Here is a 24,511-nt window from a genome sequence, read left to right as displayed (position 1 = left end):
ATAAATTCCTCGCCCTTGCTACAAATAACAATAATTCTAAAGTCTTACAATAATTACACAATCGTAGATTTACCTAGTTTTACATTTTCAAAATTGTAATAAGATTTTTCTGAAAATTTAATATAATCTACTATAAAATCTCCTACCTCACTGGTAGAATAATTTTGTTCTTTATTCAGGTCTTCTGTCACATATCTATGGTCAATAGCATGTTCTACAGCTTCTCTCAATTTGTTTGCTGCCACATCTAATTTTAAATAATCTAATAACATTGCAGCACTCAAAATAGATGCAATAGGATTGGCAATACCTTTTCCTTTTGCCTGAGGATAAGAACCGTGAATAGGCTCGAAAAGGGCATTATCATTACCAATAGAAGCCGATGGTAGTAAACCGATGGAACCACCTATTACACTGGCTTCATCAGAAATAATATCACCAAACATATTTTCTGTTAAAATCACATCAAACTGTTTCGGATTAAGAATCATTTGCATGGCAGCATTATCTACAAACAAAAATTCTAATGTAACATCTGGATAATCTTTCGCAATTTCTTGCACCACTTTTCTCCAAAGTCTAGAAGTATCAAGTACATTAGCTTTATCTACCAAAGTCACTTTTTTTCTTCTTTTTTGAGCATCTTGAAACGCTAAATGTGCAATCTGTACAATCTCATCTTTGCTGTATTTACAAACATCATAAGCGTATTCTCCGTTTTCATCAGTAAATTTTTCGCCGAAATAAATCCCACTAATCAATTCTCTGTAAATCTGAATATCAGTACCATCTACTACTTCTTTTTTCAACGGACTTTTCTTGGTAAGAGAAGTATAAGTCTTAATCGGACGAATATTTGCAAATAATCCCAATTCTTTTCTTAGTTTCAATAAACCTTGTTCTGGCCTTACTTTAGCATCAGGATTATTGTCAAAATAAGGGTCACCAATTGCCCCAAAAAGGACTGCATCAGCATTCTTACAAACAGTTAAGGTTTCTTCTGGCAAAGGATTTCCTGTTTCAAAAATGGCTTCTGCACCCATTTTGGCGTACTCAAACTGAAAATTATATTGAAATGCCTGTGCAATGACATTCAAAACTTTTACACTTTCTGCAGTGACTTCTGGCCCAATTCCATCACCTGGAAGAACTGCTATTTTATAATTATGACTCATATACTTTTTGTGTTTTTTGTTCAAATTTTTCTATTTCTGCTTTTTTACTGATGAGGAAATCGATATCATCATAACCGTTCATCAGACAGATTTTTTTGTAAACATCTAGCTCAAATTTTTCAGATTTTCCGTTAAAACTAATGTTTTGTTCTTCTACATTTACCCTGATTTCAGTTTCAGGATTTTCTGTAATGGTTGATAATAAATCTTTCAAAAATTCATCAGAAACTTTTACAGGAAGCAAACCATTATTGAGTGCATTTCCTCTAAAAATATCTGCAAAATAACTAGAAACCACTACTTTAAAACCATAATCCGTCAAAGCCCAAGCTGCGTGTTCTCTACTACTTCCGCAACCGAAATTGTTTCCTGCAACTAATATTTCACCGCTGTATTTTGGGTTATTCAAAACAAAATCTGCAATCGGTTCATTGGTTTGAGAATTATATCTCCAATCTCTGAAAAGATTATTTCCAAAGCCTTCTTTATTGATACTTTTCAAAAATCTAGCAGGAATAATCTGATCGGTATCTATATTTTCCGCAGGCAAAGGCACTGCTTTTGATTGTAATAAAACTAATTTTTGCATAATTTAAAATTCAATGTTCTCAGTTCAAAAATTGACTTAAGATTTATATAAAATTTGTGTTTTCTTTATTGGTTTTCAATTATTAAAATTGATTTTTTAATTCAAATTTTGATAACCTACAATTTTTCCTTCCACAGCTACTTTTGCAGCGGTAAGTGGACTTGCCAAAATGGTTCTAGCACCTTGTCCTTGTCTTCCCTCGAAATTTCTATTGGAGGTAGAAACGCAATATTCACCTTCAGGAATTTTATCATCATTCATCGCCAAACAAGCAGAACATCCAGGTTGTCTGATTTGGAAACCAGCTTCATTAAAAATTTTGTCTAAACCTTCTTCATAAATTTGTTTTGCTACTTGTTGAGAACCGGGAACTAACCAAGCTATAATATTTTCTGCCTTTTTCTTACCTTTTACATAATCTGCAGCAGAACGGAAATCTTCAATTCTAGCATTGGTACAACTTCCTATAAAAACATAATTTACTTTAATTTCCGAAGGAGATTGTCCTGCATTCAAGCCCATATATTTCAAAGCTTTTTCCTCAGATTCGTTTTGTGGAGTTGGTACGGTTTCATTTACAGAAATTCCCATTCCTGGGTTGGTTCCGTAAGTAATCATTGGCTGAATATCTGCTGCATCAAAAGTAAATTCCGCATCAAAAACCGCTCCTTCATCTGTTTTTAAAGTTTTCCAATAAGCCAGTTTTTCTTCCCATTCTTCGCCTTTTGGTGCAAATTGTCTTCCTTTTACATAATTAAAAGTGGTTTCGTCTGGTGCAATCATTCCACCTCTAGCTCCCATTTCTATGCTCATATTGCAAACCGTCATTCTACCTTCCATCGACATATTTTCGAAAACTTCCCCAGCATATTCACAGAAATAACCTGTTCCTGCATCTGTTCCCGTTTTAGAAATAATATAAAGAATCACATCTTTGGGTTGAACTTCAGGGTCTAATTTTCCGTTAACCGTAACTCTCATTGATTTTGGTTTGTTCAAAAGCAAACATTGGCTTGCAAAAACCTGCGCTACTTGACTTGTCCCTATTCCAAAAGCAATACTACCAAAAGCACCGTGTGTAGAAGTATGACTATCTCCACAAACAATGCTCATTCCTGGTTGTGTAATGCCCAATTCTGGAGCAATAATGTGTACAATCCCTTGATATTGATGTCCTAAACCGTACAATTCAATATTATTTTTTTTGCAATTTTCTGTCAATTGCTGAACTTGCGTTCTTGATAATTCATCACGAATTGGCAATTCTTGATTCAAAGTAGGTACGTTGTGATCGGCAGTTGCTACGATTTGTTTTGGTCTGAAAATTTCTAAATTTCTAGATTCCAATTCTGCAAAAGCTTGCGGACTGGTTACTTCGTGAATTAAATGTTTGTCAATATAAATAATTTGTGGCCCATTTGGAACAGTATCTACTACGTGTGCATCCCAAACTTTATCAAATAATGTTTTCATTTTTATGTCTATATTATTTTTTACCGCAAAAGAGACAAAAAGTTTTCTCAATTATAAAGAATTACAATAGAAAAAAAAGTTTATTTTCCTTTTTTTACTTTTAAATCTCTTGATTGTCTAATATTTCTTTTGATGCTTTTGCAGTTATTTTTTTTATTATTAAATCGTAAATCGTAAATCGCAACTTAAACCGATTTTTGACTAAAAGTAGCCATCATTACTTGTAAATCTTCGTTTACGACTTCTTTTTTGGTATCGGCAATTTTCAAAAATTCTTGGTATAAATAATCCAATTCATTTTTTGTAACATCAAAACCAATATTTTTAAATCTGTAAGCCAAAGCAGAACGTCCGCTTCTTGCCGTTAAAACAATCGAAGATTCATTAACACCAACTTCGGCAGGATCAATAATTTCGTAAGTTTCACGGTTTTTAATCACACCATCTTGGTGAATTCCTGAACTGTGCGCAAAAGCGTTAGAACCTACAATCGCTTTATTTGGTTGAACTGGCATTCCCATCAATTCTGAAACCATCAAACTCATTTCGTTCAACATTTTTGAATTGATATTTGTATCTAGATTCAAATCTTTATGCTGTCTTAAAATCATTACCACTTCTTCCAAAGCAGTATTTCCTGCTCTTTCTCCTAAACCATTGATGGTACATTCTATTTGTCTGGCTCCATTAATTACCCCAGAAATAGAATTAGCGGTTGCTAAACCTAAATCATTATGACAATGACAAGAAAGCACCGCTTTTTCAATACCTTTTACGTTTTCACGTAAATATTTCATTTTTGCGCCGTATTGTTCTGGTAAACAATAACCTGTAGTATCAGGAATGTTAAGAACTGTAGCACCTGCTTTTATGACTTCTTCGCAGACTTTTGCTAAAAATTCATTGTCTGTTCTTCCAGCATCTTCGGCATAAAATTCTACATCTTCTACAAAAGTTTTAGCATATTTTACCGCCTCAATTGCTCTTTCTAAAACCGCTTCTCTGGTAGAATTAAATTTGAATTTTATATGATTATCAGAAGTACCAATTCCTGTATGAATTCTAGGTTTTTTAGCGAATTTCAAGGCTTCTGCAGCAGTTTCTATATCTTTTTTATTGGCTCTGGTTAAACCACAAACCGTAGCATTTCTTACGATTTTAGAAATTTCGGTAACCGAATAAAAATCTCCCGGACTAGAAATCGGAAAACCTGCTTCTATAATATCTACGCCCAATTCGTCTAACTTTTCGGCAATGACTAATTTTTGTTCGGTATTTAATTTGCATCCCGGGACTTGTTCCCCATCTCGCAATGTTGTATCAAAAATTTCAATCTTTTCGGGATTCATAATCAAGTTTTTTAACTAATTTTGAACAAAACTAATATTTGATTACATTTTTAAAACATTTAAAACCTAAAAATTACAATATTCGAGTATTCAATTTTAAACTTAATAAATTGATATACAATATTTTACTTATCAAAAATTTACAATGGCAGAATTGCAAAAAGACTTCTTATTTGTACTGATAAAATCGCTTTCTACCTCAGAAAAGCGACAATTTAAGTTGTATGTAAACCGTCTCGGAATTAATGTAGATGCTAAATTTCTGCTTCTTTTTAATGAACTCGATAAAATGAATGAATATCAAGAAGAGATTATCATTCAGAAAAAAATCTCAACCAAACAACAACTTTCTAATCTGAAAGCACATCTTTACAAGCAAATATTGGTAAGTCTTAGAATGAATCCTATCCACCAAAACAATAGAATTCAATTGCGAGAACAACTAGATTTTGCCAATATTCTCTATCAAAAAGGATTGCACAAACAAGCCTTGAAAATTCTAGACAAAGCCAAACAATCTGCCTTAGAATTAGACGAAAAAACCATCGCTTCGGAAATCATTGAACTCGAAAAAGTAATTGAATCTCAATTCATTACCCGAAGTATCGACGGAAGAGCAGATGAACTAATACAACAATCTTCGGAGGTAAGTTTGCAAAATCAATACGCCACTCAATTGTCTAATCTTTCGCTAAAATTATACAGTGAAATGCTTACGCACGGTTATGTGAAAAATGATGAAGATAGAAAAAAAGTAATGCATATTTTTGATTCTCAAATCAAAAAAATAAAACTTGAAAAGCTGAATTTCACCGAAAAATTGTGGTATTACAAAGCTCACGTTTGGAAAAATCAATTGCTTCAAGATTATAAATACACCTTAAAATACGCTTATCATTGGGTAGAACTCTTCCATCAGAAGCCAGAAATGATGTTCAGTCATCCTGTTTGGTACATCAAAGGTTACAACTATTTGTTGAAAATTCTTTTTTTGTACGGACAAGTTGATCGATTAGAAGAAAGTTTCAATAACTTCAAAAAGACGGTAAATTCTGAAAATTTTGTACAAAATGACAATCTTCAATCTCTGATTTTTTTAACGCATTATAATTCTTTGATGAACATTCATTTCATTAAAGGAGAATTTTTTGCAGGCACAAAACTAATTCCAGAAGTGGAGTTAAAAATGGAAAAATTCAAAGATAAAATAGACGAACATCACTATTTGATTCTTTATTTAAAGATGGCAGCTCTGCTTTTTGGTTCAAAAAAATACCCAGAATGCATTTCTTATGCAATGAAAATCATCAATTCTAAAGGAAATGTACAAGAAGATTTGCTTTTCCACACCAGAATTTTGGTTTTGATGGCAAAATTTGAATCTGGAATAGACGAAGATTACGATGAATTTGTAAAAGCAACCCAAAAATTTGTTCAGAAAATGAAATATTCTGATGAAATCCATCAAGTTATCATCGAGTTTTTTAAAAATTTGAACGGTTTACTTCCTTCAGAACAACAAATCCTTTTCAAAAACTTTGAAAATCAGCTCAATACATTTTCAGAAAACGATTATTACAAACGTACACTACTTTATATAGACATTCACGGTTGGGCAAAATCTAAAGTGAAAAATGTAGATGTGGTGGAAATTATCAAAGGAAAAGTGAAGAAAGGGTGAAAGTTGGAAGTTAGAAAATCAAACAATATCAAACTATTTCAAACTAATTCAAACAAAATCAAACCACTTCAAACCATTTCAAACAACATCAAAACAAATTACGTTTCTTTCCTAAAAGTTTACTATTTTTGCACTTGATTAAAATTATAGAACCAAAATGATAAAAATTACTCTTCCAGATGGAAGCATCCGTGAGTTTGAAGGCGCAGTTTCGCCTTTAGAAGTGGCTAAATCTATTTCAGAAGGTTTGGCTAGAAACACCATTTCTGCATTAGTGGACGGTAAACAAGTAGAAGTTACCACACCAATAACGCAAGATGCCACGGTTACGCTTCTTACTTGGAATGATGATTTAGGCAAAAAAGCGTTTTGGCATTCTTCTGCGCACCTTTTAGCACAAGCGATTTTAGAATTTTATCCGAATGCTAAATTAACGATTGGCCCTGCTATTGAAAGCGGCTTCTATTATGATGTAGATTTCGGTGATGAATCTCTTTCTGAAAAAGATTTTGAAAAAATTGAGAAAAAAATGCTGGAAAATGCTAGAAAAGACGCTACTTTTAGTCTTTATGCCGTTTCTAAAGCAGACGCTCTAAAAGAATATGCTGACAATCCTTACAAAACTGAATTGATTGAAAATCTGCAAGATGGAGAAATCACTTTCTGCACTCACGACAATTTCACAGATCTTTGTAGAGGTGGACACATTCCTTCAACAGGAATTGTTAAAGCGGTTAAAATCTTAAATGCAGCTGGAGCTTATTGGAGAGGAAACGAGAAAAATCCTCAGCTAACAAGAGTCTATGGTATTTCTTTCCCTAAACAAAAAGATTTAACAGAATATCTAGAAAGATTAGAAGAAGCCAAAAGAAGAGATCACAGAAAATTAGGTAAAGAGCTTGGAATTTTCGCATTTTCTGAAAAAGTAGGTGCTGGTTTACCACTATGGTTACCAAAAGGAACTGCACTGAGAAAAAAATTAGAAAATTTCCTCTCTGTTGCACAGAAAAAAGCAGGTTACGAATTTGTAATGTCTCCGCATATTGGTGCTAAAGAATTATATGTAACTTCAGGACACTGGGATAAATACGGTGCAGACAGCTTCCAACCGATAAAAACTCCAAACGAAGGAGAAGAATTTTTGTTAAAACCAATGAACTGTCCTCACCACTGTGAAATCTACAAAACATCACAATGGAGCTACAGAGATTTACCAAAAAGATATGCCGAATTCGGTACCGTTTATAGATACGAACAATCTGGAGAATTGCACGGTTTAACACGTGTAAGAGGATTTACTCAAGATGATGCACACCTTTTCTGTACACCAGATCAATTGCTAGAAGAATTCAAAAAAACCATTGATTTAGTGCTTTATGTGTTTGGTTCTTTGGGATTTGCAGATTTTACGGCTCAAATTTCATTAAGAGATCCAGAAAATAGAGAAAAATATATCGGTTCAGACGAAAATTGGGAAAAAGCAGAAAGTGCTATTGTAACTGCTGCTACAGAAAAAGGATTAAATACCGTAACAGAATATGGTGAAGCTGCTTTTTATGGCCCTAAATTAGACTTTATGGTAAAAGATGCTTTAGGAAGAAGTTGGCAGTTAGGAACTATACAAGTAGATTATAATTTACCAGAAAGATTTGATCTTTGGTACACTGGTAATGATAACGAAAAACACAGACCAGTGATGATTCACAGAGCGCCGTTTGGTTCTATGGAACGTTTCATCGCGATTTTAATTGAAAATACAGCGGGAGATTTCCCACTTTGGTTGAGTCCAGAGCAATTTATTATCCTTCCGATTTCTGAAAAATATGTGGATTATGCAAAAAAAGTTTCACAATTATTAGAAAATCACGATATTAGCGGACTGATAGATGACAGAAATGAGAAAACGGGTAAAAAAATCCGTGATGCAGAGTTGAAAAAAATACCTTTTATGCTGGTTGTAGGTGAAAACGAAGAAAATGAAGGTACCATCTCTGTAAGAAGACGTGGAGAAGGTGATTTAGGTGTAATGAAATTAGAAGATTTTGTTTCTTATTTCAAAAAAGCATCAGAAACAGGATTTGAATTTAATGCTTAATTCAAATTAAATAATTAAAATAGAAGATAACTTTAAAATTTAATACTATAGCACAGAAATTTAATAACAGAGGAAGAGGACCAATGCGTCGCCCTGTTCAGGAAGATTTACATCAAATAAACGACAAAATCCGTGCAAAGGAAGTTCGTTTGGTTGGAGACAATGTAGAACCAGGAGTTTATCCTTTATCTAAAGCTCTTCAAATTGCAGAGGAGCAAGAACTTGATTTGGTAGTAATTTCAGACAAATCAGATCCTTATATCTGTAGAGTTTTGGATTACAAAAAATTCCTTTACGAACAGAAAAAAAAGCAAAAGGAATTAAAAGCGAAACAAGTAAAAGTGGTGGTAAAAGAAATCAGATTTGGTCCTCAAACTGATGATCACGATTACGAATTTAAGAAAAAACATGCCGAAAAATTCTTGGAAGAAGGTTCTAAACTGAAGACTTATGTATTCTTTAAAGGACGTTCTATTATTTTTAAAGATCAAGGAGAAATTCTTTTATTAAGATTGGCTCAAGAACTAGAACACGTAGGTAAAGTAGACCAAATGCCAAAACTAGAAGGCAAAAGAATGATTATGATGATGAGCCCGAAAAAAGCGGCAAAATAACTTATAATAATAAGCAATTATATAAAACTAAAGAGATTTCTTACCCGAAATCTCTTTTTGTATTATATTTTTTTGTAATTTTGCACCCTTGAATGTGTAATGCACATTTTATAGAAAAGATATTGATAACAAAATATATAAAAAAGCAAGAAAATGCCAAAATTAAAAACTAAATCAGGTGCTAAAAAGCGTTTTGCTCTTACCGGTACTGGTAAAATCAAAAGAAAAAATGCTTACAAAAGCCACATCTTAACTAAGAAAGAAACAAAGCAAAAGAGAAATCTTACGCAAACTTCTTATGTTGCTACTGTGGATGAGAAAAGCGTTCTTCGCCAATTAGCAATCAAGTAGTTTTTATAAATCAATCGGTTTATAAGAATTAAAAAATTCAGAAATTTTAACCCTGAAACGGTGCCTAAAAGAGAATTTTAAATGTAATTCCGCCCTTTTCAAAAAAAAACAATTAAATTATGCCAAGATCAGTAAACGCTGTAGCGTCTAGAGCGCGCAGAAAAAAAGTTCTAAAACAAGCTAAAGGTTTTTTCGGTAGAAGAAAAAATGTTTGGACTGTAGCTAAAAACGCGGTAGAAAAAGCAATGCAATATGCTTACCGTGGTAGAAAAGAAAAGAAAAGAAGTTTCAGAAGTCTTTGGATTACCAGAATTAACGCTGGAACTAGAGAATACGGAATGTCTTACTCTCAATTTATGGGAGCTCTTAAGAAAAACAACATCGAGCTAAACAGAAAAGTTCTTGCAGACCTTGCAATGAACCATCCTGAAGCTTTCAAAGCTGTTGTAGATCAAGTAAAATAATGTAAAACATTTTTTGTTATCAATATAAAAAATCCCGAGAAATTCTCGGGATTTTTTTATTTTGTTAATTCAATATATTTCTTTTGTAAAATTTTGAGTTCTTGTTCATTAACTTCTAATCTTTTTATATTTTTTTCAATTTCAATATTAATTTTACTTATTTTTTTATTAATTTTTAGTTTTTCTTCTTCAGAACTTAAACCCAATAATTTAGACTGAAGATCTATCTTTTTTTGATTTAATATTTTTAATTTAGAATCTAGTTTTTCTTTTTGAGCAAAGTTAAATTCGAATTTTTCATCTAAATCTTTTAATTGATTGGCAATACTTGACTTAGCACTTGTTTGCATATCATTGAGAGCTTTAACCCCAACATAATTAGAAACTTGTCTGTCATAAATATCCTTATTAATTCTCGTACTATTTAGCTCTTGTGCAGATTGAGAAAAGCAAAAAAATCCAAAAATAAGATGTAGGGAAAGAATGATTTTTTTCATTGGTTATTTTTATTGTAAAAATACAAATTTACAACCAACCATAAATAAAAACTTTCTATTAATATTTAATGTCTTCCTCTCAAAACCTCTTCGATGTCTTGCAATTTGAAATTTTTAGCTTTTATCAAAATTAAAAAGTGATACAATAAATCTGCTGCTTCATTTTTGAACAAATCGTCATTATTATCTTTCGCTTCAATTACCAATTCTACCGCTTCCTCTCCTACTTTTTGAGCCACTTTATTGATGCCTCTTTGATAAAGTTTTGAAGTATAAGAATCTTCTATTTTTTCATCAATTCTTTGGTTGATAATCGCTTCTAACTCATACAAAAAACCTTTGGTTTCTTTTTCTCCGAAACAGCTGAAACTACCTGTATGACAGACTACATTCGTAGGTTTTACTTTGATGAGTAAAGTATCATCATCACAATCTTTTTCGATGCTTTTTACAAACAAATAATTTTCAGATGATTCACCTTTTAACCAAATTCTATCTTTGGTTCTGCTAAAAAAGTGAACTTTACCTGTTTCTTCTGTTAATTTTAAAGCTTCTTCGTTCATAAAACCGAGCATTAACACTTGTAATGTGGTTTCGTCTTGTATAATTACGGGAACTAACCCGTTTCCTTTTTCAAAATTGATTATTGAGTTCATTTGTTTGATATGATTTGAATGATTTGATATGGTTTGATTTTGTTTGAATTTTCGTACTATTCACCTTGTACTTTTCCCTTTATCTTATAGGTATATTTTGCTGTTTTAAAACTTGTTTTAAATCATTGATATTAATTTCTCCGAAGTGGAAAATACTCGCTGCTAAAGCTCCTGTTGCCTTGGTTTCATTAAAAACTTCTGTAAAATCTTCTATCTTTCCTGCACCTCCTGAAGCAATTATAGGAATGTTAACAATTTTAGAAATTTCATTAAGCAATCTCACATCGAAACCTTGCTTTGTTCCATCAAAATCCATTGAAGTGAGTAGAATTTCTCCTGCACCCAAATTTTCTACTTGCCTCGCCCAATCGTGTGTTTTATAATCGGTTTTTATTCTTCCTCCGTTTACAAAAACAAAATCTTCATCTCCAAATTGTTTAGAATCTATCGCCACAACTACACATTGACTCCCGAATTTATCTGCGAAAGTTTTAATTAAATCAGGATTTTTAACCGCAGAAGAATTGATGCTGATTTTATCTGCACCTGCTTTTAAAAGATTATCAACATCAGAAATTTCTGAAATTCCGCCACCAACAGTAAATGGAATATTGATTTCCTCTGCAATTTTTTCCACCAATTGCACCAAAGTTTTTCGGTTTTCGTGCGTGGCTGTAATATCTAGAAAAACCAGTTCATCTGCGCCTTCATCTACATATCTTTTTGCCAATTCTACAGGATTTCCCGCATCAATCAACCCCACAAAATTAACGCCTTTTACAGTTCTTCCGTCTTTTATATCCAAACAAGGAATGATTCTTTTCTTTAACATCTTTTTAATTTACGATTTACGATTTTTGATTTACGATTTATTATTTCTGGCTGATTTTATTGATGCAACAATAATTGCTAAAATTTCGTTGGCTTCATTTAACAATCTCTGAATTAAGTCTTTATGATTCACTGTTTTCTCAAGCAAAATTTCAAGAAAAAAAGTACATTCATCACACTCTTCTTCTACAATTTTGAGTTTATTGATAAAATCATTGCTCGATTTTGCTCTAGAAACTACTCTATAATTTGCACTAACAGACAACGCTGCTCTTCCTAACTGATTTTCAATTAATTTAAAAGTTTTAGAATTAGGTAGAATCTCTAACAATTCTAAAATATCCAAAGAAAACTTTTTGGTGCGATTTCTCATTTCTAATGAATTCATAATGATTAGTTTTTAAAATTAAATTTAGTTGTTCATCTTCACAAATCAAAAATCTGAAATCGTAAATCGTAAATCTTCAAGAGAAATTCTACCTTCATAAATGGCTTTACCAATGATGGTTCCAGCACAGCCAATTTCTTTCATTTTTTGCACATCTTCTATGTTCGAAATTCCACCGCTTGCAATGAGTTCAATTTTTGAGTTTTCTATAATTTCTTGGTACAAAGCTGTAGATGGGCCTTGCAACATTCCGTCCTTTGAAATATCCGTACAAACCACTTCTCTAAAGCCTTTTTTCTGATATTCTTTAATGAAATCTACCACATCTGTTTCAGAATTTTCTAACCAACCCGAAGTTTTGATTTTTCGATCCAAACAATCTGCTCCCAAAATCAATTTTTCAGCTCCAAATTTTTCTAACCAAGCCAAACACAACTTAGGATTTACCACAGCAATACTTCCTAAAGTTACTTTATTTGCACCACTATCAAAAGCTTTTTGCAAATCTTCTTCAGAACGAATTCCTCCTCCGAAATCAATGATGAGATTCGTATTTTTAGCGATATTTTCAATTACTTTTTGGTTGATGATTTTCTTGGCTTTTGCTCCGTCTAAATCCACTAAATGTAAATATTGAATCCCGAAATCTTCAAATTCTTTGGCAACTTCTACAGGATTTTCGTTGTATATTTTTTTGGTATCATAATCACCTTTAGAAAGCCTTACACACTTTCCGTCGATGATGTCTATTGCAGGAATAATTTTCATATTTTTTATTTACGAATTACGATTTATGAATTACGATTTGATTTTTTTAATCCAAAATCGGAAATCTAAAATCTAACTTTCAAAAAGTTTTCTAATAGTTTAAAACCAGCATCACCCGATTTTTCTGGGTGAAATTGAGCCGCGTAAAAATTATCTTTTTCTAAAGTTGCACTGAAATTATTAATGTAATCACAAACCGAGCTTGTATTTTCACAAATCTCAGCATAATAACTGTGAACGAAGTAAAAATTATCTGTGTCTGAAATATTTTCTAACAATTTTCCTTTCATTTCCGAAACATTACTCCATCCCATATGTGGAACGATATCAGAATTGGGGAACAATTTCACCTCACAATCAAAAATTCCCAGTGCTTTTGTATTGCCTTCTTCCGAAGCATTACACATCAGTTGCATTCCGAGACAAATTCCCAAAACAGGTTGTTTCAAATTCGGAATTACTGCATCTAAACCTCTTTCTTGAAGTTTTTTCATTGCCGAAGAAGCTTCTCCCACTCCTGGAAAAATCACTTTTTCTGCTTTCTTAATCGTTTCGATGTCAGAAGTAATCACCGCTTCAAAACCTAATTTTTTCAAGGCATTTTGAACAGATTTCACATTTCCTGCGTCGTAGTCTATAATTGCTATCATATTTATTTACGAATTACGATTTGAGATTTACGATTTTTAGAATCCATATTTTTAAATTACAAATCGACAATCAAAAATCTAAAATTTAAAGAGTTCCTTTTGTACTTGGAAGGTTGAAATTTTTGTCGGTTTGTGCGACTGCATTTCTTAAAACTTTCGCTAAAGCTTTGAAAATACTTTCGATTTTGTGGTGTTCATTTTCTCCTTCCACAGAAATATTCAGGTTGCATTTTGCACTGTCTGAAAACGATTTGAAGAAGTGATAAAACATTTCTGTAGGCAGTTCTCCTATTTTTTCACGCTTAAATTCTGCATTCCAAACCAACCAAGGTCTTCCACCGAAATCTATGGCAACTTGCGCCAAACAATCGTCCATTGGCAATACGAAAGCATATCTTTCGATACCTTTTTTGCTTCCTAAAGCTTGCAAAAAACAATCTCCTAAAACAATCGCAGTATCTTCAATGGTGTGATGCTCATCTACTTCTAAATCACCATTTACTTTTACCGACAAATCAAAATTTCCGTGTTTTGAGATTTGTTCTAACATATGATCAAAGAACTTCAAACCTGTATCAATATTGGATTTTCCGCTTCCGTCAAGATTCAACTCAACCAAAATATCGGTTTCTTTGGTAGTTCTTTTTACTTTGGCTTTTCTTGGAATCTGTTTTAGAAATTGATAAATTTCGTCCCAACTTTTGGTGGTAAAAGTCGCTTCATTATTGCTTTCATCTGAAATAAAAATAGATTTTGAACCTAAATTTTTCGCCAATTCCACATCGGTTTTTCTATCACCAATCACGAAAGAATTTTCTAAATCATAGTTTCCGAAAATGTATTTTTGAAGCATTCCTGTTCTTGGTTTTCTGTTCGGAGAATTTTCGTGCTCGAAACTGTCATCTACACAAACTTCACTAAAAAATACGCCTTCATTTTCGAAAGCTTTCATCATTTTTTCTTGAGGCTTTATGAAGTCTTCGTACGGAAAACTCTCCGTTCCCAAACCGTCTTGATTGGTTACCATTACCAATTCATAATCCAATTCTTTGGCAATTTTGGCTAAATTTTGAAAAACTCTTGGATAAAACTCTAGTTTTTCTAACGAATCCACTTGAAAATCAATGGGTGGTTCTATGATTAAAGTTCCGTCTCTATCGATGAATAATACTTTCTTTTTCATTATGATTTTTTTTAAGTTTTGGCTAAAGCCAATTTGAATATATTTTTTTGAAAACGGGCTAAAGCCCGTTCCTATTGAAAATTTTTAAGTGATTGTAATAATTTTTGATTTTCTTCGGTGTTACCAATGGTGATTCTCACGCAATTTTCTACGACTTTATTTCGGTTTCTGATGATTATTTTTTCCTCAACCAAATAATTATACAATTGATCTGCATTTTCCACTTTAATCAAAAGAAAATTGGCATCGGAAGGATAAATTTTCTTAACATAAGAGAAATTCTGCAATTCTTTTTCTAAAAAAATTCTTTGTTCTAATATTTCGTTTAAGTTATTTCTAAATATTTCTTGATTTTGAAGAGATTGATAAACTTCTTTTTGGTTGAGAACACTGATATTGTAAGGAGGTTTTACTTTGTTCATCAACTCTAAAATCTCTGGTTGCGCAAAAGCCATTCCAACTCGTAAACCAGCCATTCCCCAAGCTTTGCTAAAAGTTTGCATCACCACCAATTGTGGATAATTATCAATCTCTGAAATCCAAGATTTTTCTTTGCTAAAATCTTCATACGCTTCATCTACCACCACAATTCCATTGAAATTTTGTAAAATTTCTAAAACTGAATTTTTGGCGATTAAATTTCCTGATGGATTATTTGGTGAACAAACGAAAACCAATTTTAGGTTTTCATATTTCAGAATTTGTTCTAATTCTTCCGAAAACTCAATTTGAAAATCTTGATTTAAAGGATATGAAACCACTTCTACATCATTGATATTAGCAGAAACTTCATACATTCCGTAAGTTGGATTGAAGATTAAAATCTTATCTTTTTTGGGTTCCGCGAAAATTCTCATTAGCAAATCAATCACTTCATCACTTCCATTTCCTAGAAAAATTTTGTTGACTTCAATGTTTTTTAGCTTAGAAATTTCTGTTTTCAAAGCTTTTTGATACGGGTCTGGATAACGATTATAATCTCCGAAAGGATTTTCGTTGGCATCGAGAAAAACGCCTGCATCTGCCGAAAATTCGTCTCTAGCACTAGAATATGGCGTGAGATTTTTGATATTTTGTCTTACTAAATTTTGTATGTTCATTTTAAATTGATGGTTGATAGTTGATTGATGTTTAATTAACAACTTTACAGTTTTACGATTTTACAATTATTGAATTTCTTGCAAACGAAGTGTCACTGCATTTTTATGAGCAAAAAGTCCTTCTTCTGCTGCCATTTTTTCAATGGTTTTTCCTAAATTTTGAATTCCTTTTTCAGAAATTTTTTGAATGGTAATTTTCTTCACAAAACTGTCTAAAGAAACGCCACTATAAGCTCTTGCATTACCATTAGTAGGCAAAGTGTGATTGGTTCCGCTGGCATAATCTCCTGCACTTTCTGGCGTGTAATTTCCTAGGAAAATAGAACCTGCATTGGTAATTTCCGACAAAATATTCTCAGGATTTTCTATGGAAAGAATTAAGTGTTCTGGAGCATATTCATTGCTAAATTCAATACATTCTTTAATGGAATTCAATAAAATAAAACTACTGTTCTCTAAAGCTTTTTCAGCAATATCTTTTCTTGGTAAATCTTGCAATTGAGACTCGGTTTCTAGTTTTACTTTTTCTAAAATTTCTTTAGAAGTCGTCAAGAAAACCACCTGAGAATCTGCACCGTGCTCTGCCTGAGAAAGTAAATCTGCAGCAACAAAACTTGGATTAGCGGTTTCATCTGCGATTACCAAAACTTCACTCGGTCCAGCTGGCATATCGATGGCTATTCCTAATTTCTGAGCAAAAATCTTGGCTTCAGTAACAAATTGATTTCCTGGTCCGAAAATTTTATACACTTTCGGAACTGTTTCCGTGCCTAAACTCATTGCTGCAATCGCTTGAGCACCTCCAATTTTAAAAATTTTAGAAATTCCGCAAAGATTTGCCACATATAAAATAATAGGATTTATTTTTCCATTTTTTTGAGGAGGCGAACAGAGAATAATCTCTTTACAACCTGCAATTTGCGCTGGAACAGCCAACATTAACACCGTTGAAAAAAGCGGCGCAGTTCCACCAGGAATGTACAAACCAACTTTATCAATTGCTCTGCTTTCTCGCCAACAAACCACACCTTCAATGGTTTCAATTTTTAAAGAAATTTCTTTTTGAGATTGGTGAAATTTTTCAATATTTTTTTTGGCAATGTTAATGGCTGTTTTTAGTTCTTCATCTACGAAATTGATGGCTTCAGCAATTTCTTGTTCAGAAACTTCAATAGCTTCTAGAATTTGATTATCAAATTTTTCTGCGTAAAATTTCAAAGCATTATCGCCTTCATTTTCTACTTTTTCGAAAATTCCTTTGATGAGATTTTCGATGTCATTTTTTTCAAAGACAGGTCTTTTGGTAAGGCTGTTGAATGTATTTTTGGGTGGAAATTCTATTGTTTTCATTTGTCTATCGCAAAATATTTTTTAATTTTAGTTGGAATAAATTCCAACGCTACAAAATCGGTCGTCGCTCTGCGACTCCTCAAAATTCTATCTTCTGACTTCTTACTTTTTATAAAATCATTTTTTCAATTGGGATGATAAGAATACCTTCTGCACCTGCATTTTTGAGTTGGTCTATTACTTCCCAGAATCTTTTTTCTTCAATTACAGAGTGCAAACTGCTCCAACCTTCTTCTACCAACGGAACGATTGTTGGGCTTTTAAGAACAGGTAAAATATCAGAAACTTCTTGAATTTTATCGTTTGGAACGTTCATTAAAATGTATTTGGTGTTTTTTGAACGAATCACCGCTTGAATTCTAAAGATTAATCTATCTAAAATTTCAAGTTTTTCTGGAGTTAGCTTTTTATTTTTTGCTAAAACAGCCTCAGATTTCAGAATAGTTACTGTTTCTCTGAGTCCGTTTTTGAAGAGAGTACTTCCAGAGCTTACAATATCACAAATTCCGTCTGCTAAACCAATATTTGGAGCAATTTCTACAGAGCCAGAAATCACGTGAATTTCAGCTTGAATATTGTTTTCTGCAAGGAACGTTTTAACGGTATTAGGATAAGAAGTGGCTATTTTTCTGCCTTGAAAATATTGCAAATCATTGGTTTCAACATCTTTAGGAACAGCCAGAGAAACGCGGCATTTTGAAAAACCTAATTTCTGAACAATTTCGATATCTTTTTGTTTTTCGATGAGTAGATTTTCTCCTACAATGGCTACATCTACTACTCCATCTTCTATATACTGAGGAATGTCTGAATTTCTGAGGAAGAAAAGCTCTATCGGAAAATTTTCTACTTGAACTTTTAGTTGGTCTTTTCCGTTGTCATAAGAAATTCCGCAATCTTTGAGGAGTTTAATAGAATCTTCGAAAAGTCTTCCGCTTTTTTGAACTGCAATTTTAAGTGAACTCATTTTTGGTTTTATTTTTAAAAAGCCTTGAGTTTTGCAGTTGAAGAAAAGAAAAATCCGCCTGAAAAACTCAAGGCGGATTGTTATATTTTGTTTTTAACTATAATACATAACGCATAATCAACTCGCCTTTAGATGAGATGATGATGGTGATGAATTAAGTTGATATTGTTCATTTTTGTTTGAATTGTGATGCAAATATATAAATGTTTTTGGAATAAAAAAATATTATATCAATTCTTTGTACACTTTTATTAAATTTTGTGCAATATGTTCGTCATTAAATTCTTGTACAAATTCTAAGGATTTATCTGCTCTTCGTTTGCGTTCTTCCTCGTTGTTCCAGAGGTGAAGAATTTTTGCTCTGATGTCTTCTACTTGCAAAGGATTAACATACACAGAATCTGGTCCACCCGTTTCTGACAGACAACTCACATTACTGGTAATGACTACAGTACCGCAAAAATGCGCTTCTATGAGAGGAATTCCGAAACCTTCGCAAAGACTAGGATAGATAAAAATATCTGCTAAACGGTATAGACAAGCCAGCTCTGGCATTGTTACGTTTTGCAGAAAATAAGCTTCGATTTTATTTTTTTTGATGTAAGCTTCTACTTTTTTGTAGTAATGGGTTTTCTTACCTACTACCACAATCGGGATTTGGGTATCCTTCAATGCTTTGACAACAGAAAGTAGGTTTTTTCTTTCTTCTATGGTACCTACATTGAGAATATACCTATCAGGAAGGTTGAATTTCTCTTTTACCGATTGAAGGAAATCATTAGTTGGTATTTCTTTAAAGGTTTTATGACAACCTTGATAAACTACTCTAATTTTCTCTTCTTTGACCTTAAGAAACCTGATGATATCTCTTTTTGTTTGTTCTGAAATAGCAATGATTAAATCTGCCTGATGAGCTGCATTTTTGAACTTCCAGAAATAGATTTTTCTATCTATGAAAGAATAGAATTTGGGATAATGCAGGAAGATTAAATCGTGGATGGTGACAATCTTTTTAATAGGCTTATTGCTCCATTTCAGGGGCAATTCACCAGAAAGACCGTGGAAAATATCTGCATCTAAATCTTGGGCATCAAAACCCATTTTTAGTTGACGAGAAAACTGACCTCTGCTGATAGGATGAAACGAAACATTGGGTAAATCTAGGATTTCTCTGCCTCTATCATTTTTGCTTTTGGCTAGGAGAAGATACTTGTTCTCTGGAAAGAAGCTTGCCACAATACGAACCAAATCTCGGGAGTAGTTGCCTAAACCCGAGGTATTATGGAAGAATCTTTTAGCATCAAAAGCTATTTTCATTCGTTAAGATTGTATGTACAAAGTTAAAAGTACGAAATATTATTTAGAAATATAGTTGTCTATTAGCCCTGATTGTAGCGGTTACCCCGCAACTGGCTTTGGACAAGCCTTGGCGTGAGGAGTAATAGCGGAAAGCAGGAAATAGCTCCTAAAAAAACTATACTGCCACGTTGTTTTCTCTCAAAGCATCATTAAGAGAGGTTTTTTTGTCTGTACTTTCTTTACGTTTCCCGATGATGATGGCGCAAGGCACTTGGTACTCTCCTGCTGGAAATTTCTTGGTGTAAGAACCTGGAATTACCACAGAACGAGCTGGTACTCTGCTCTTGTATTCTATTGGCGTATCACCGGTAACATCTATAATTTTGGTAGAACCCGTAAGCACTACATTAGCACCCAAAACGGCTTCTTTTTCTACGTGAACACCTTCTACCACGATACATCTAGAACCTACGAAACAATCGTCTTCTATGATTACAGGAGCTGCTTGTAATGGTTCTAAAACGCCACCAATACCAACACCACCACTTAGGTGAACATTTTTACCAATCTGCGCACAACTACCAACTGTAGCCCAAGTATCAACCATAGTTCCTGAATCTACATAAGCCCCGATATTAACATAAGAAGGCATTAGGATAACACCAGGAGCAATGTATGCCCCCTCTCTAGCAACTGCATGAGGTACTACACGTACACCTTTTTCGGCATAGTTTTTTTTGAGTGGCATTTTATCATGGAACTCGAATGGCCCTACTTCTATGGTTTCCATTTTTTGGATTGGGAAATACATTACCACTGCTTTTTTCACCCATTCATTTACTTGCCAACCGTTTTCTGTAGGTTCAGCTACACGCAACTGACCAAGGTCTAATTGCTTAATTACTTCTCTGATGGCATCTTGTGATTCTTGGTTTTGCAAAAGTTCTCTGTTATCCCAGATTTGTTCAATGGTCTGTTGTAGTGACATATATAAAAGTTATAAGTTAAAAATTATAAGTTAAAAGCTAACTCAAGGGAAGCTCTTATTCTAATTAAATACTAATTCTTGGCAAAAATAAGAAATTTATAGGACTCTTCTAGCAAAGAGGAAGGCTTTATTCCAATAAGCGTCATTGAGAGAGGATATGATAACCCCTTTGGAGGTAGAGGCATGAATGAAGGTAACCTCACCACGAGATGAGATATCTTTTACGATGCCCACGTGATTTACTTTGGCTGCACCAGAGGTAGCGAAGAAGAGTAAGTCTCCTTGTTTAACCTGTTGAATGTCTATTTTCTGACCTTCTTTGGCTTGGTCTTCTGAACGACGAGGAAGCTTGTAATTGTTCTCTGAGAAAACTGTAATGACCAGACCACTGCAATCTAACCCCTTTTTGTTGGTTCCGCCTAGTCTGTATGGAGTACCTAAGTAGTCTTCGGCGTCATTTAAGATTTTTTTTACCTTATAAGAGGGGTTGCCATAGGCTGAAGAAGTAAGGTTTCTGAGGTTAGTTTTAGAAGAAGACGGCTTGCTGGGTGCTTTGGAATATGCTGGTTTAGAAGAACCACAAGACCAAAGTAATCCTGACAAAACGACTAGATATACTATCTTCTTTAACTGCTTCATATTTACTGTTTCTATTTTTAGCTCTAAGGTTCTGTTGCGGGCTACTTACCAAACGATTAAGGCATCTGTGATATTGTATCGCTTAGTACAAGTTCTAGACTTGCCTTACACTAACCTTAGACATTGATTTGACTAGATTTTGATACAAATATAACATTAATTTCCTATATATCAACTATACTACAACTATACTACAACTATACATTAAACTTGTGTATGTGTAACCTATTGCTTACCTTTGACTTTCATTACGATACAATGGCACGTTATAAGAGTATTTTGCAGTTTAGAGGTTCACTAGATGGTTTGGTTTTTTATCAACTGAACGGTATACCTGTGGTAAGAAAAAAGAGTGGTTTTGATAAAAACAGTTTTAAAACCAAGGACAACTATGCCCGAGTGCGAGAAAACAGCAGTGAATTTGGGCATTGTTCTAAAGCTGGAAAAATGCTAAGACATGCTACTAGGCCTTTTTCTGAGAAAAGTGGTGACCAATTTCTTTATCAAAGTTTTGCTAAGTTGATGACGGAAATAAAAGATTTAGACCGTTTTTCGGATAGAGGAAAAAGAAGCGTTGCGCAAGGTCTGAAAACGGAAGTTGGGAAGAAATTGTTGGCTAATTTTGTTTTTGGAAAGGTAGATTCTATAAAAGCTTTTATAAAAACGGTAAACATAGATGATAAAATTAATGTTGTTTTGGAGCAAAACACTGAGGCAGAGCAAATTCATTTGATTTCAGTATTGCCGAATTATTCAAAATATTCATTTGAGAGAAAAGAAGAAACAATGATGGTGAATGGAGAAAATCGATTTTCTTTTGAGAAGCATTTTAATGAGGAAGATGTGGTTTATTTTTTGGTTTTGAGTAGAGGAAAAGAAGTTTTGGCAATGGGTTTTTTGTGATGGGTATTAAAAAATGAATTAGTAGGTTAATGGTTATTATATTTCCCGCTGATTGCGCAGATTACGCTAATTATTTGGGATGTTTTTTTTGAAAAAATGAGGAGCTGGAAGTCAGAAGTCAGAAGTTAGATGGTGATGATAGATTAAATACTACACCGTCTTTCTAACGAGTTTGAAAGACTTTTTTATGGTCACGGATTATAAATCCTACATCTGGAGCTTTTTGTTATTAAATGCTACTAAGTTACAAACTTCGGAGAGGTGGAAAGAGCTCCCAAAGCTTCCGTTCAACAGGAGTTTCATTGTTCGTGCTCCGCACGCAACGACACGAGGCGATAGCCGAACTGAGCGAAGCTAAACTCTAGCTATTAGCAGCAGCAAATTTTTAATTGTTTGTAAAATTCATTTCTATCTATTTTGTCGGGAAGTCCTGCAACTTGTCCGTCTCCAAGTTCTATTATGATTAATTCTCCATTTTTTTGTCGAGCAATGTCCATACTGAAAAAGTTGCTTTCAACCTGTTTTGCAATTTTTTCAAATTCTGTTGTGTCAGGTTTAGAAAGTTTGTATTCGCCTTCTTCCCAATAATCGTAAATTCCTACGAGCTTTTTGTTACAAAAAAACAAACGATATTCTTCTGTCAATGGCATTCCACTTTTTGAGTGAATTGTCAAGTCGTTTAGTTCTACAAATTCTCTAACAGCAATTCCTTCGTTTAAATATTTGTCACGTAGTTCTACAAGTTTAGTTATAGATTTTTTTAGTTTGTCGGTGTCAGAAGCATCAGCAACAAAGCAAGCGGTTTCCCAATCGTGCTTTTCAGATTTTACATAATCTTTCAGAATTACGGCTTTTTGTCCGAATGCTTTTGATTTTTCTATGAGTTTGTCAATACTAGTTTCATTCTCAAATTTCTCAAAAACGGTTTTTGGTGTTCTGTTTTCAATGAATTTTAAACTGTCTGGTAAATAGTGACAGTTTTGATATTCTTCTGCATTATTTATGAGTTTGAAGTTTTTTGTTAATAAGTCATTATAAAGAATTGAATATTGATTTGGTGTCAACATCCAACCTCTGTAAATTACCTTTACCAATTCTTCATTTTGTTTTATTCGTTTTGTTGCAATCGAAAATCTGTCTGCACTTGTCAAGTCTTCAAAGTTGAATAAAAGCGTTTCAAATCCATTTTCTTTTGCAGAAATAAATTGGTCTTCAAAGTCTTCGTCAACTTTGTTTGTTTGAAATGGACTTTCACAAAATAGTATGTAAAGCTGCTCTGTCATTCTGTTTGCGGTGTCTCGGTTTTGTTGCTGCTAACGTATCCATGTTTGGCATCAGTTGCGAGCTTCGGAACCGATTATTTTCTGTTAAAGATAAAATTTCTTGCGAAATATAAACGTGAATTTATTACAAAATTTGCAATCTTGCCAAACGCCTATTAGCAGATGTTTTTTATTATTTCATTTATAATTTTTAGAGTATTTGTTGAAGTTTCTCGGATGATAATTTTATTTTTTTTGTCTTTTATGAGTTCTGTAAATAAATTATCTTCTGTGTTTATGTCAACAATTGTTCCTCCATATTTTAATGTTGTTTCTGCAATTGCCATTGGCAAATTTGTTGCTCCAGATGTTCCGACAATAAAAAGAATACCTGAATTTTTAGCAATTTTTAATGAACTAAATTTTTTATTTGTTTTTTCGTCATAGTATTCGTCAAACCATAAAATGTTAGGTCTCATCCAAGCTCCACATTCTTTGCATTTTAATAGTTCAATTTCTTTTTCTGTTAAATCTTCATCAATTTCTTTTCCTTTAATTTCTTCAGGAAGAAATTGTATGCCTTTACAACCATTTGAACATTTAATTTCTCTATTATTTCCGTGAATTTCATAAATTCTCTTTGATCCAGTTCTTCTATGAAGATTATCTATATTTTGAGTAATTAAGTGGAATTTGTCATTTAATAGATTTTCAATCTCTACAATTTGTTTATGACTTTCATTTGGCGATGCATTCTCAAACATTTTTTTTCTAAAAAGTGAATATTGCCATACTTCTTCTGGATTTTCTTTAAAATATTTAAATGTCCCAAATTCTTCTGGTTTGTGAAACTTAGTTCCTTTAATCCATATGCCATCAATTCCTCTGTATGTAGGAATTCCACTTTCTGAAGAGATTCCTGCACTAGTTAAAAAAGTAAATAAATTTCTATTTTTTTTATTATAAACTTGTTTTATAATTTCCTCAAGTTGTTCTTTCATTTTGCGTTTTTAAAATATCTGCTAACTCTCCAATATACGCAACACAAAACTAAACCAATGATGTAAAACAAAATATACGTTTTAAAGAATTGTAAGTATTTGATAGGATGTAATTTTGAGTTGATGCTTATTTGTTTTTTATCAAAAATAAACAAATTTTATGATTAAGAAATACGGGAAGTCGGATTTTTGGTAGAAATTGATGAAAATCAGTTGATTTTATAAAAAAAACTGTAAC

Annotated in this window: 25 protein-coding genes; 6 read left to right on the top strand and 19 right to left on the bottom strand. The window is 32.9% G+C overall.

Going from position 1 to position 24,511, the window contains the following annotated elements:
• Positions 1–53: 53 nt before the first annotated feature.
• The 4 genes from leuB to IEW40_RS00990 all read right to left on the bottom strand — a co-directional run bounded on the left by leuB (position 54) and on the right by IEW40_RS00990 (position 4,586).
• Complete coding sequence (leuB, locus tag IEW40_RS01005) at positions 54–1,175, bottom strand: 3-isopropylmalate dehydrogenase (RefSeq protein WP_188616211.1); 1,122 nt, start codon at positions 1,173–1,175, stop codon at positions 54–56.
• Positions 1,165–1,764 carry a 3-isopropylmalate dehydratase small subunit gene (gene leuD, locus IEW40_RS01000; protein ID WP_188616210.1) on the bottom strand — a complete coding sequence of 200 codons (600 nt, stop codon included), beginning with the start codon at positions 1,762–1,764 and terminating at the stop codon, positions 1,165–1,167. The genes leuB and leuD overlap by 11 nt, the downstream gene beginning before the upstream one ends.
• Positions 1,765–1,860: 96 nt before the next feature.
• Positions 1,861–3,237, bottom strand: coding sequence for a 3-isopropylmalate dehydratase large subunit (gene leuC, locus IEW40_RS00995; RefSeq protein ID WP_229663344.1), 1,377 nt, complete (start codon positions 3,235–3,237; stop codon positions 1,861–1,863).
• A gap of 185 nt (positions 3,238–3,422) precedes the next feature.
• Positions 3,423–4,586, bottom strand: coding sequence for a 2-isopropylmalate synthase (locus IEW40_RS00990; RefSeq protein ID WP_188616209.1), 1,164 nt, complete (start codon positions 4,584–4,586; stop codon positions 3,423–3,425).
• A gap of 145 nt (positions 4,587–4,731) precedes the next feature.
• Here IEW40_RS00990 and IEW40_RS00985 point away from each other — a divergent pair, with 145 nt between their 5' ends.
• From IEW40_RS00985 to rplT, 5 genes are all read left to right on the top strand, one after another.
• On the top strand, positions 4,732–6,267 hold the full coding sequence (locus tag IEW40_RS00985) for a hypothetical protein (RefSeq protein WP_188616208.1): 1,536 nt from the start codon (positions 4,732–4,734) through the stop codon (positions 6,265–6,267).
• A gap of 157 nt (positions 6,268–6,424) precedes the next feature.
• The gene (thrS, locus tag IEW40_RS00980; protein WP_188616207.1) at positions 6,425–8,362 is read left to right on the top strand and encodes a threonine--tRNA ligase; all 1,938 of its coding nucleotides are present in this window, start codon (positions 6,425–6,427) and stop codon (positions 8,360–8,362) included.
• Positions 8,363–8,445: 83 nt separating this feature from the next.
• Positions 8,446–8,976 (top strand): translation initiation factor IF-3, encoded by a 531-nt coding sequence (gene infC / locus IEW40_RS00975; protein ID WP_188616206.1) that lies wholly within the window; start codon positions 8,446–8,448, stop codon positions 8,974–8,976.
• Between the two features lie 153 nt (positions 8,977–9,129).
• Entirely contained in the window at positions 9,130–9,327 is a 198-nt protein-coding gene (gene rpmI, locus IEW40_RS00970; RefSeq protein ID WP_069799163.1) for a 50S ribosomal protein L35, read from the top strand.
• A gap of 119 nt (positions 9,328–9,446) precedes the next feature.
• Positions 9,447–9,791: a 50S ribosomal protein L20 gene (gene rplT / locus IEW40_RS00965; protein WP_188616205.1), complete on the top strand. Its 345-nt coding sequence runs from the start codon at positions 9,447–9,449 to the stop codon at positions 9,789–9,791.
• A gap of 56 nt (positions 9,792–9,847) precedes the next feature.
• On the opposite strand, the gene IEW40_RS00960 is transcribed toward rplT, so the two are convergent.
• The 13 genes from IEW40_RS00960 to IEW40_RS00900 form a co-directional block, all read right to left on the bottom strand.
• Positions 9,848–10,288, bottom strand: coding sequence for a hypothetical protein (locus IEW40_RS00960; protein ID WP_188616204.1), 441 nt, complete (start codon positions 10,286–10,288; stop codon positions 9,848–9,850).
• A 65-nt stretch (positions 10,289–10,353) separates the two neighbouring features.
• Positions 10,354–10,974, bottom strand: coding sequence for a bifunctional phosphoribosyl-AMP cyclohydrolase/phosphoribosyl-ATP diphosphatase HisIE (hisIE, locus tag IEW40_RS00955; protein ID WP_262891237.1), 621 nt, complete (start codon positions 10,972–10,974; stop codon positions 10,354–10,356).
• Between the two features lie 49 nt (positions 10,975–11,023).
• Positions 11,024–11,776, bottom strand: coding sequence for an imidazole glycerol phosphate synthase subunit HisF (gene hisF / locus IEW40_RS00950; protein ID WP_188616202.1), 753 nt, complete (start codon positions 11,774–11,776; stop codon positions 11,024–11,026).
• Positions 11,777–11,806: 30 nt separating this feature from the next.
• A complete protein-coding gene (locus IEW40_RS00945; RefSeq protein ID WP_188616201.1) occupies positions 11,807–12,163 on the bottom strand; it encodes a four helix bundle protein in 357 nt (118 codons plus the stop codon).
• 45 nt (positions 12,164–12,208) lie between these two features.
• The gene (hisA, locus tag IEW40_RS00940; RefSeq protein WP_188616200.1) at positions 12,209–12,931 is read right to left on the bottom strand and encodes a 1-(5-phosphoribosyl)-5-[(5-phosphoribosylamino)methylideneamino]imidazole-4-carboxamide isomerase; all 723 of its coding nucleotides are present in this window, start codon (positions 12,929–12,931) and stop codon (positions 12,209–12,211) included.
• A 65-nt stretch (positions 12,932–12,996) separates the two neighbouring features.
• A complete protein-coding gene (hisH, locus tag IEW40_RS00935; protein ID WP_188616199.1) occupies positions 12,997–13,581 on the bottom strand; it encodes an imidazole glycerol phosphate synthase subunit HisH in 585 nt (194 codons plus the stop codon).
• Positions 13,582–13,666: 85 nt separating this feature from the next.
• Positions 13,667–14,764, bottom strand: coding sequence for a bifunctional histidinol-phosphatase/imidazoleglycerol-phosphate dehydratase HisB (gene hisB / locus IEW40_RS00930; protein WP_188616198.1), 1,098 nt, complete (start codon positions 14,762–14,764; stop codon positions 13,667–13,669).
• Between the two features lie 71 nt (positions 14,765–14,835).
• Positions 14,836–15,864: a histidinol-phosphate transaminase gene (gene hisC / locus IEW40_RS00925; protein ID WP_188616197.1), complete on the bottom strand. Its 1,029-nt coding sequence runs from the start codon at positions 15,862–15,864 to the stop codon at positions 14,836–14,838.
• 66 nt (positions 15,865–15,930) lie between these two features.
• Positions 15,931–17,214, bottom strand: coding sequence for a histidinol dehydrogenase (gene hisD / locus IEW40_RS00920; protein WP_188616196.1), 1,284 nt, complete (start codon positions 17,212–17,214; stop codon positions 15,931–15,933).
• Positions 17,215–17,323: 109 nt separating this feature from the next.
• Complete coding sequence (gene hisG / locus IEW40_RS00915; RefSeq protein WP_188616195.1) at positions 17,324–18,181, bottom strand: ATP phosphoribosyltransferase; 858 nt, start codon at positions 18,179–18,181, stop codon at positions 17,324–17,326.
• A 225-nt stretch (positions 18,182–18,406) separates the two neighbouring features.
• Positions 18,407–19,498 carry a glycosyltransferase family 4 protein gene (locus IEW40_RS00910; protein ID WP_188616194.1) on the bottom strand — a complete coding sequence of 364 codons (1,092 nt, stop codon included), beginning with the start codon at positions 19,496–19,498 and terminating at the stop codon, positions 18,407–18,409.
• Positions 19,499–19,655: 157 nt separating this feature from the next.
• Positions 19,656–20,468: a 2,3,4,5-tetrahydropyridine-2,6-dicarboxylate N-succinyltransferase gene (locus IEW40_RS00905; protein WP_188616193.1), complete on the bottom strand. Its 813-nt coding sequence runs from the start codon at positions 20,466–20,468 to the stop codon at positions 19,656–19,658.
• A gap of 96 nt (positions 20,469–20,564) precedes the next feature.
• Positions 20,565–21,107, bottom strand: coding sequence for a C40 family peptidase (locus tag IEW40_RS00900; RefSeq protein WP_188616192.1), 543 nt, complete (start codon positions 21,105–21,107; stop codon positions 20,565–20,567).
• 258 nt (positions 21,108–21,365) lie between these two features.
• Between IEW40_RS00900 and IEW40_RS00895 the strand changes: the two genes are divergently transcribed.
• Positions 21,366–22,010 carry a hypothetical protein gene (locus IEW40_RS00895; RefSeq protein WP_188616191.1) on the top strand — a complete coding sequence of 215 codons (645 nt, stop codon included), beginning with the start codon at positions 21,366–21,368 and terminating at the stop codon, positions 22,008–22,010.
• Positions 22,011–22,378: 368 nt separating this feature from the next.
• Here the strand turns inward: IEW40_RS00895 and IEW40_RS00890 are convergent, their stop codons facing one another.
• Both IEW40_RS00890 and IEW40_RS00885 read right to left on the bottom strand, forming a co-directional pair.
• Positions 22,379–23,293 (bottom strand): ATP-grasp domain-containing protein, encoded by a 915-nt coding sequence (locus tag IEW40_RS00890; protein WP_188616190.1) that lies wholly within the window; start codon positions 23,291–23,293, stop codon positions 22,379–22,381.
• Between the two features lie 155 nt (positions 23,294–23,448).
• Positions 23,449–24,273, bottom strand: coding sequence for an SIR2 family NAD-dependent protein deacylase (locus IEW40_RS00885; protein WP_188616189.1), 825 nt, complete (start codon positions 24,271–24,273; stop codon positions 23,449–23,451).
• Between the last annotated feature and the right edge of the window lie 238 nt (positions 24,274–24,511).

The sequence above is a fragment of the Cloacibacterium rupense genome (genome assembly GCF_014645495.1).
Taxonomy (GTDB): domain Bacteria; phylum Bacteroidota; class Bacteroidia; order Flavobacteriales; family Weeksellaceae; genus Cloacibacterium; species Cloacibacterium rupense.
This window is presented reverse-complemented; position numbering and strand designations above follow the sequence as displayed.

Excerpts from the sequence above, each read along its gene's own strand:
- hisH (WP_188616199.1), bottom strand. The coding sequence starts at position 13,581 with ATGATAGCAATTATAGACTACGACGCAGGAAATGTGAAATCTGTTCAA.
- hisD (WP_188616196.1), bottom strand. The coding sequence starts at position 17,214 with ATGAAAACAATAGAATTTCCACCCAAAAATACATTCAACAGCCTTACC.
- thrS (WP_188616207.1), top strand. The coding sequence starts at position 6,425 with ATGATAAAAATTACTCTTCCAGATGGAAGCATCCGTGAGTTTGAAGGC.
- rpmI (WP_069799163.1), top strand. The coding sequence starts at position 9,130 with ATGCCAAAATTAAAAACTAAATCAGGTGCTAAAAAGCGTTTTGCTCTT.
- leuB (WP_188616211.1), bottom strand. The coding sequence starts at position 1,175 with ATGAGTCATAATTATAAAATAGCAGTTCTTCCAGGTGATGGAATTGGG.
- IEW40_RS00895 (WP_188616191.1), top strand. The coding sequence starts at position 21,366 with ATGGCACGTTATAAGAGTATTTTGCAGTTTAGAGGTTCACTAGATGGT.
- infC (WP_188616206.1), top strand. The coding sequence starts at position 8,446 with ATGCGTCGCCCTGTTCAGGAAGATTTACATCAAATAAACGACAAAATC.
- hisG (WP_188616195.1), bottom strand. The coding sequence starts at position 18,181 with ATGAGTTCACTTAAAATTGCAGTTCAAAAAAGCGGAAGACTTTTCGAA.
- hisB (WP_188616198.1), bottom strand. The coding sequence starts at position 14,764 with ATGAAAAAGAAAGTATTATTCATCGATAGAGACGGAACTTTAATCATA.
- IEW40_RS00905 (WP_188616193.1), bottom strand. The coding sequence starts at position 20,468 with ATGTCACTACAACAGACCATTGAACAAATCTGGGATAACAGAGAACTT.
- IEW40_RS00900 (WP_188616192.1), bottom strand. The coding sequence starts at position 21,107 with ATGAAGCAGTTAAAGAAGATAGTATATCTAGTCGTTTTGTCAGGATTA.
- IEW40_RS00960 (WP_188616204.1), bottom strand. The coding sequence starts at position 10,288 with ATGAAAAAAATCATTCTTTCCCTACATCTTATTTTTGGATTTTTTTGC.
- rplT (WP_188616205.1), top strand. The coding sequence starts at position 9,447 with ATGCCAAGATCAGTAAACGCTGTAGCGTCTAGAGCGCGCAGAAAAAAA.
- IEW40_RS00945 (WP_188616201.1), bottom strand. The coding sequence starts at position 12,163 with ATGAATTCATTAGAAATGAGAAATCGCACCAAAAAGTTTTCTTTGGAT.
- hisC (WP_188616197.1), bottom strand. The coding sequence starts at position 15,864 with ATGAACATACAAAATTTAGTAAGACAAAATATCAAAAATCTCACGCCA.
- IEW40_RS00890 (WP_188616190.1), bottom strand. The coding sequence starts at position 23,293 with ATGACAGAGCAGCTTTACATACTATTTTGTGAAAGTCCATTTCAAACA.
- IEW40_RS00885 (WP_188616189.1), bottom strand. The coding sequence starts at position 24,273 with ATGAAAGAACAACTTGAGGAAATTATAAAACAAGTTTATAATAAAAAA.
- leuD (WP_188616210.1), bottom strand. The coding sequence starts at position 1,764 with ATGCAAAAATTAGTTTTATTACAATCAAAAGCAGTGCCTTTGCCTGCG.
- IEW40_RS00985 (WP_188616208.1), top strand. The coding sequence starts at position 4,732 with ATGGCAGAATTGCAAAAAGACTTCTTATTTGTACTGATAAAATCGCTT.
- IEW40_RS00990 (WP_188616209.1), bottom strand. The coding sequence starts at position 4,586 with ATGAATCCCGAAAAGATTGAAATTTTTGATACAACATTGCGAGATGGG.
- hisA (WP_188616200.1), bottom strand. The coding sequence starts at position 12,931 with ATGAAAATTATTCCTGCAATAGACATCATCGACGGAAAGTGTGTAAGG.
- hisF (WP_188616202.1), bottom strand. The coding sequence starts at position 11,776 with ATGTTAAAGAAAAGAATCATTCCTTGTTTGGATATAAAAGACGGAAGA.
- IEW40_RS00910 (WP_188616194.1), bottom strand. The coding sequence starts at position 19,498 with ATGAAAATAGCTTTTGATGCTAAAAGATTCTTCCATAATACCTCGGGT.
- leuC (WP_229663344.1), bottom strand. The coding sequence starts at position 3,237 with ATGAAAACATTATTTGATAAAGTTTGGGATGCACACGTAGTAGATACT.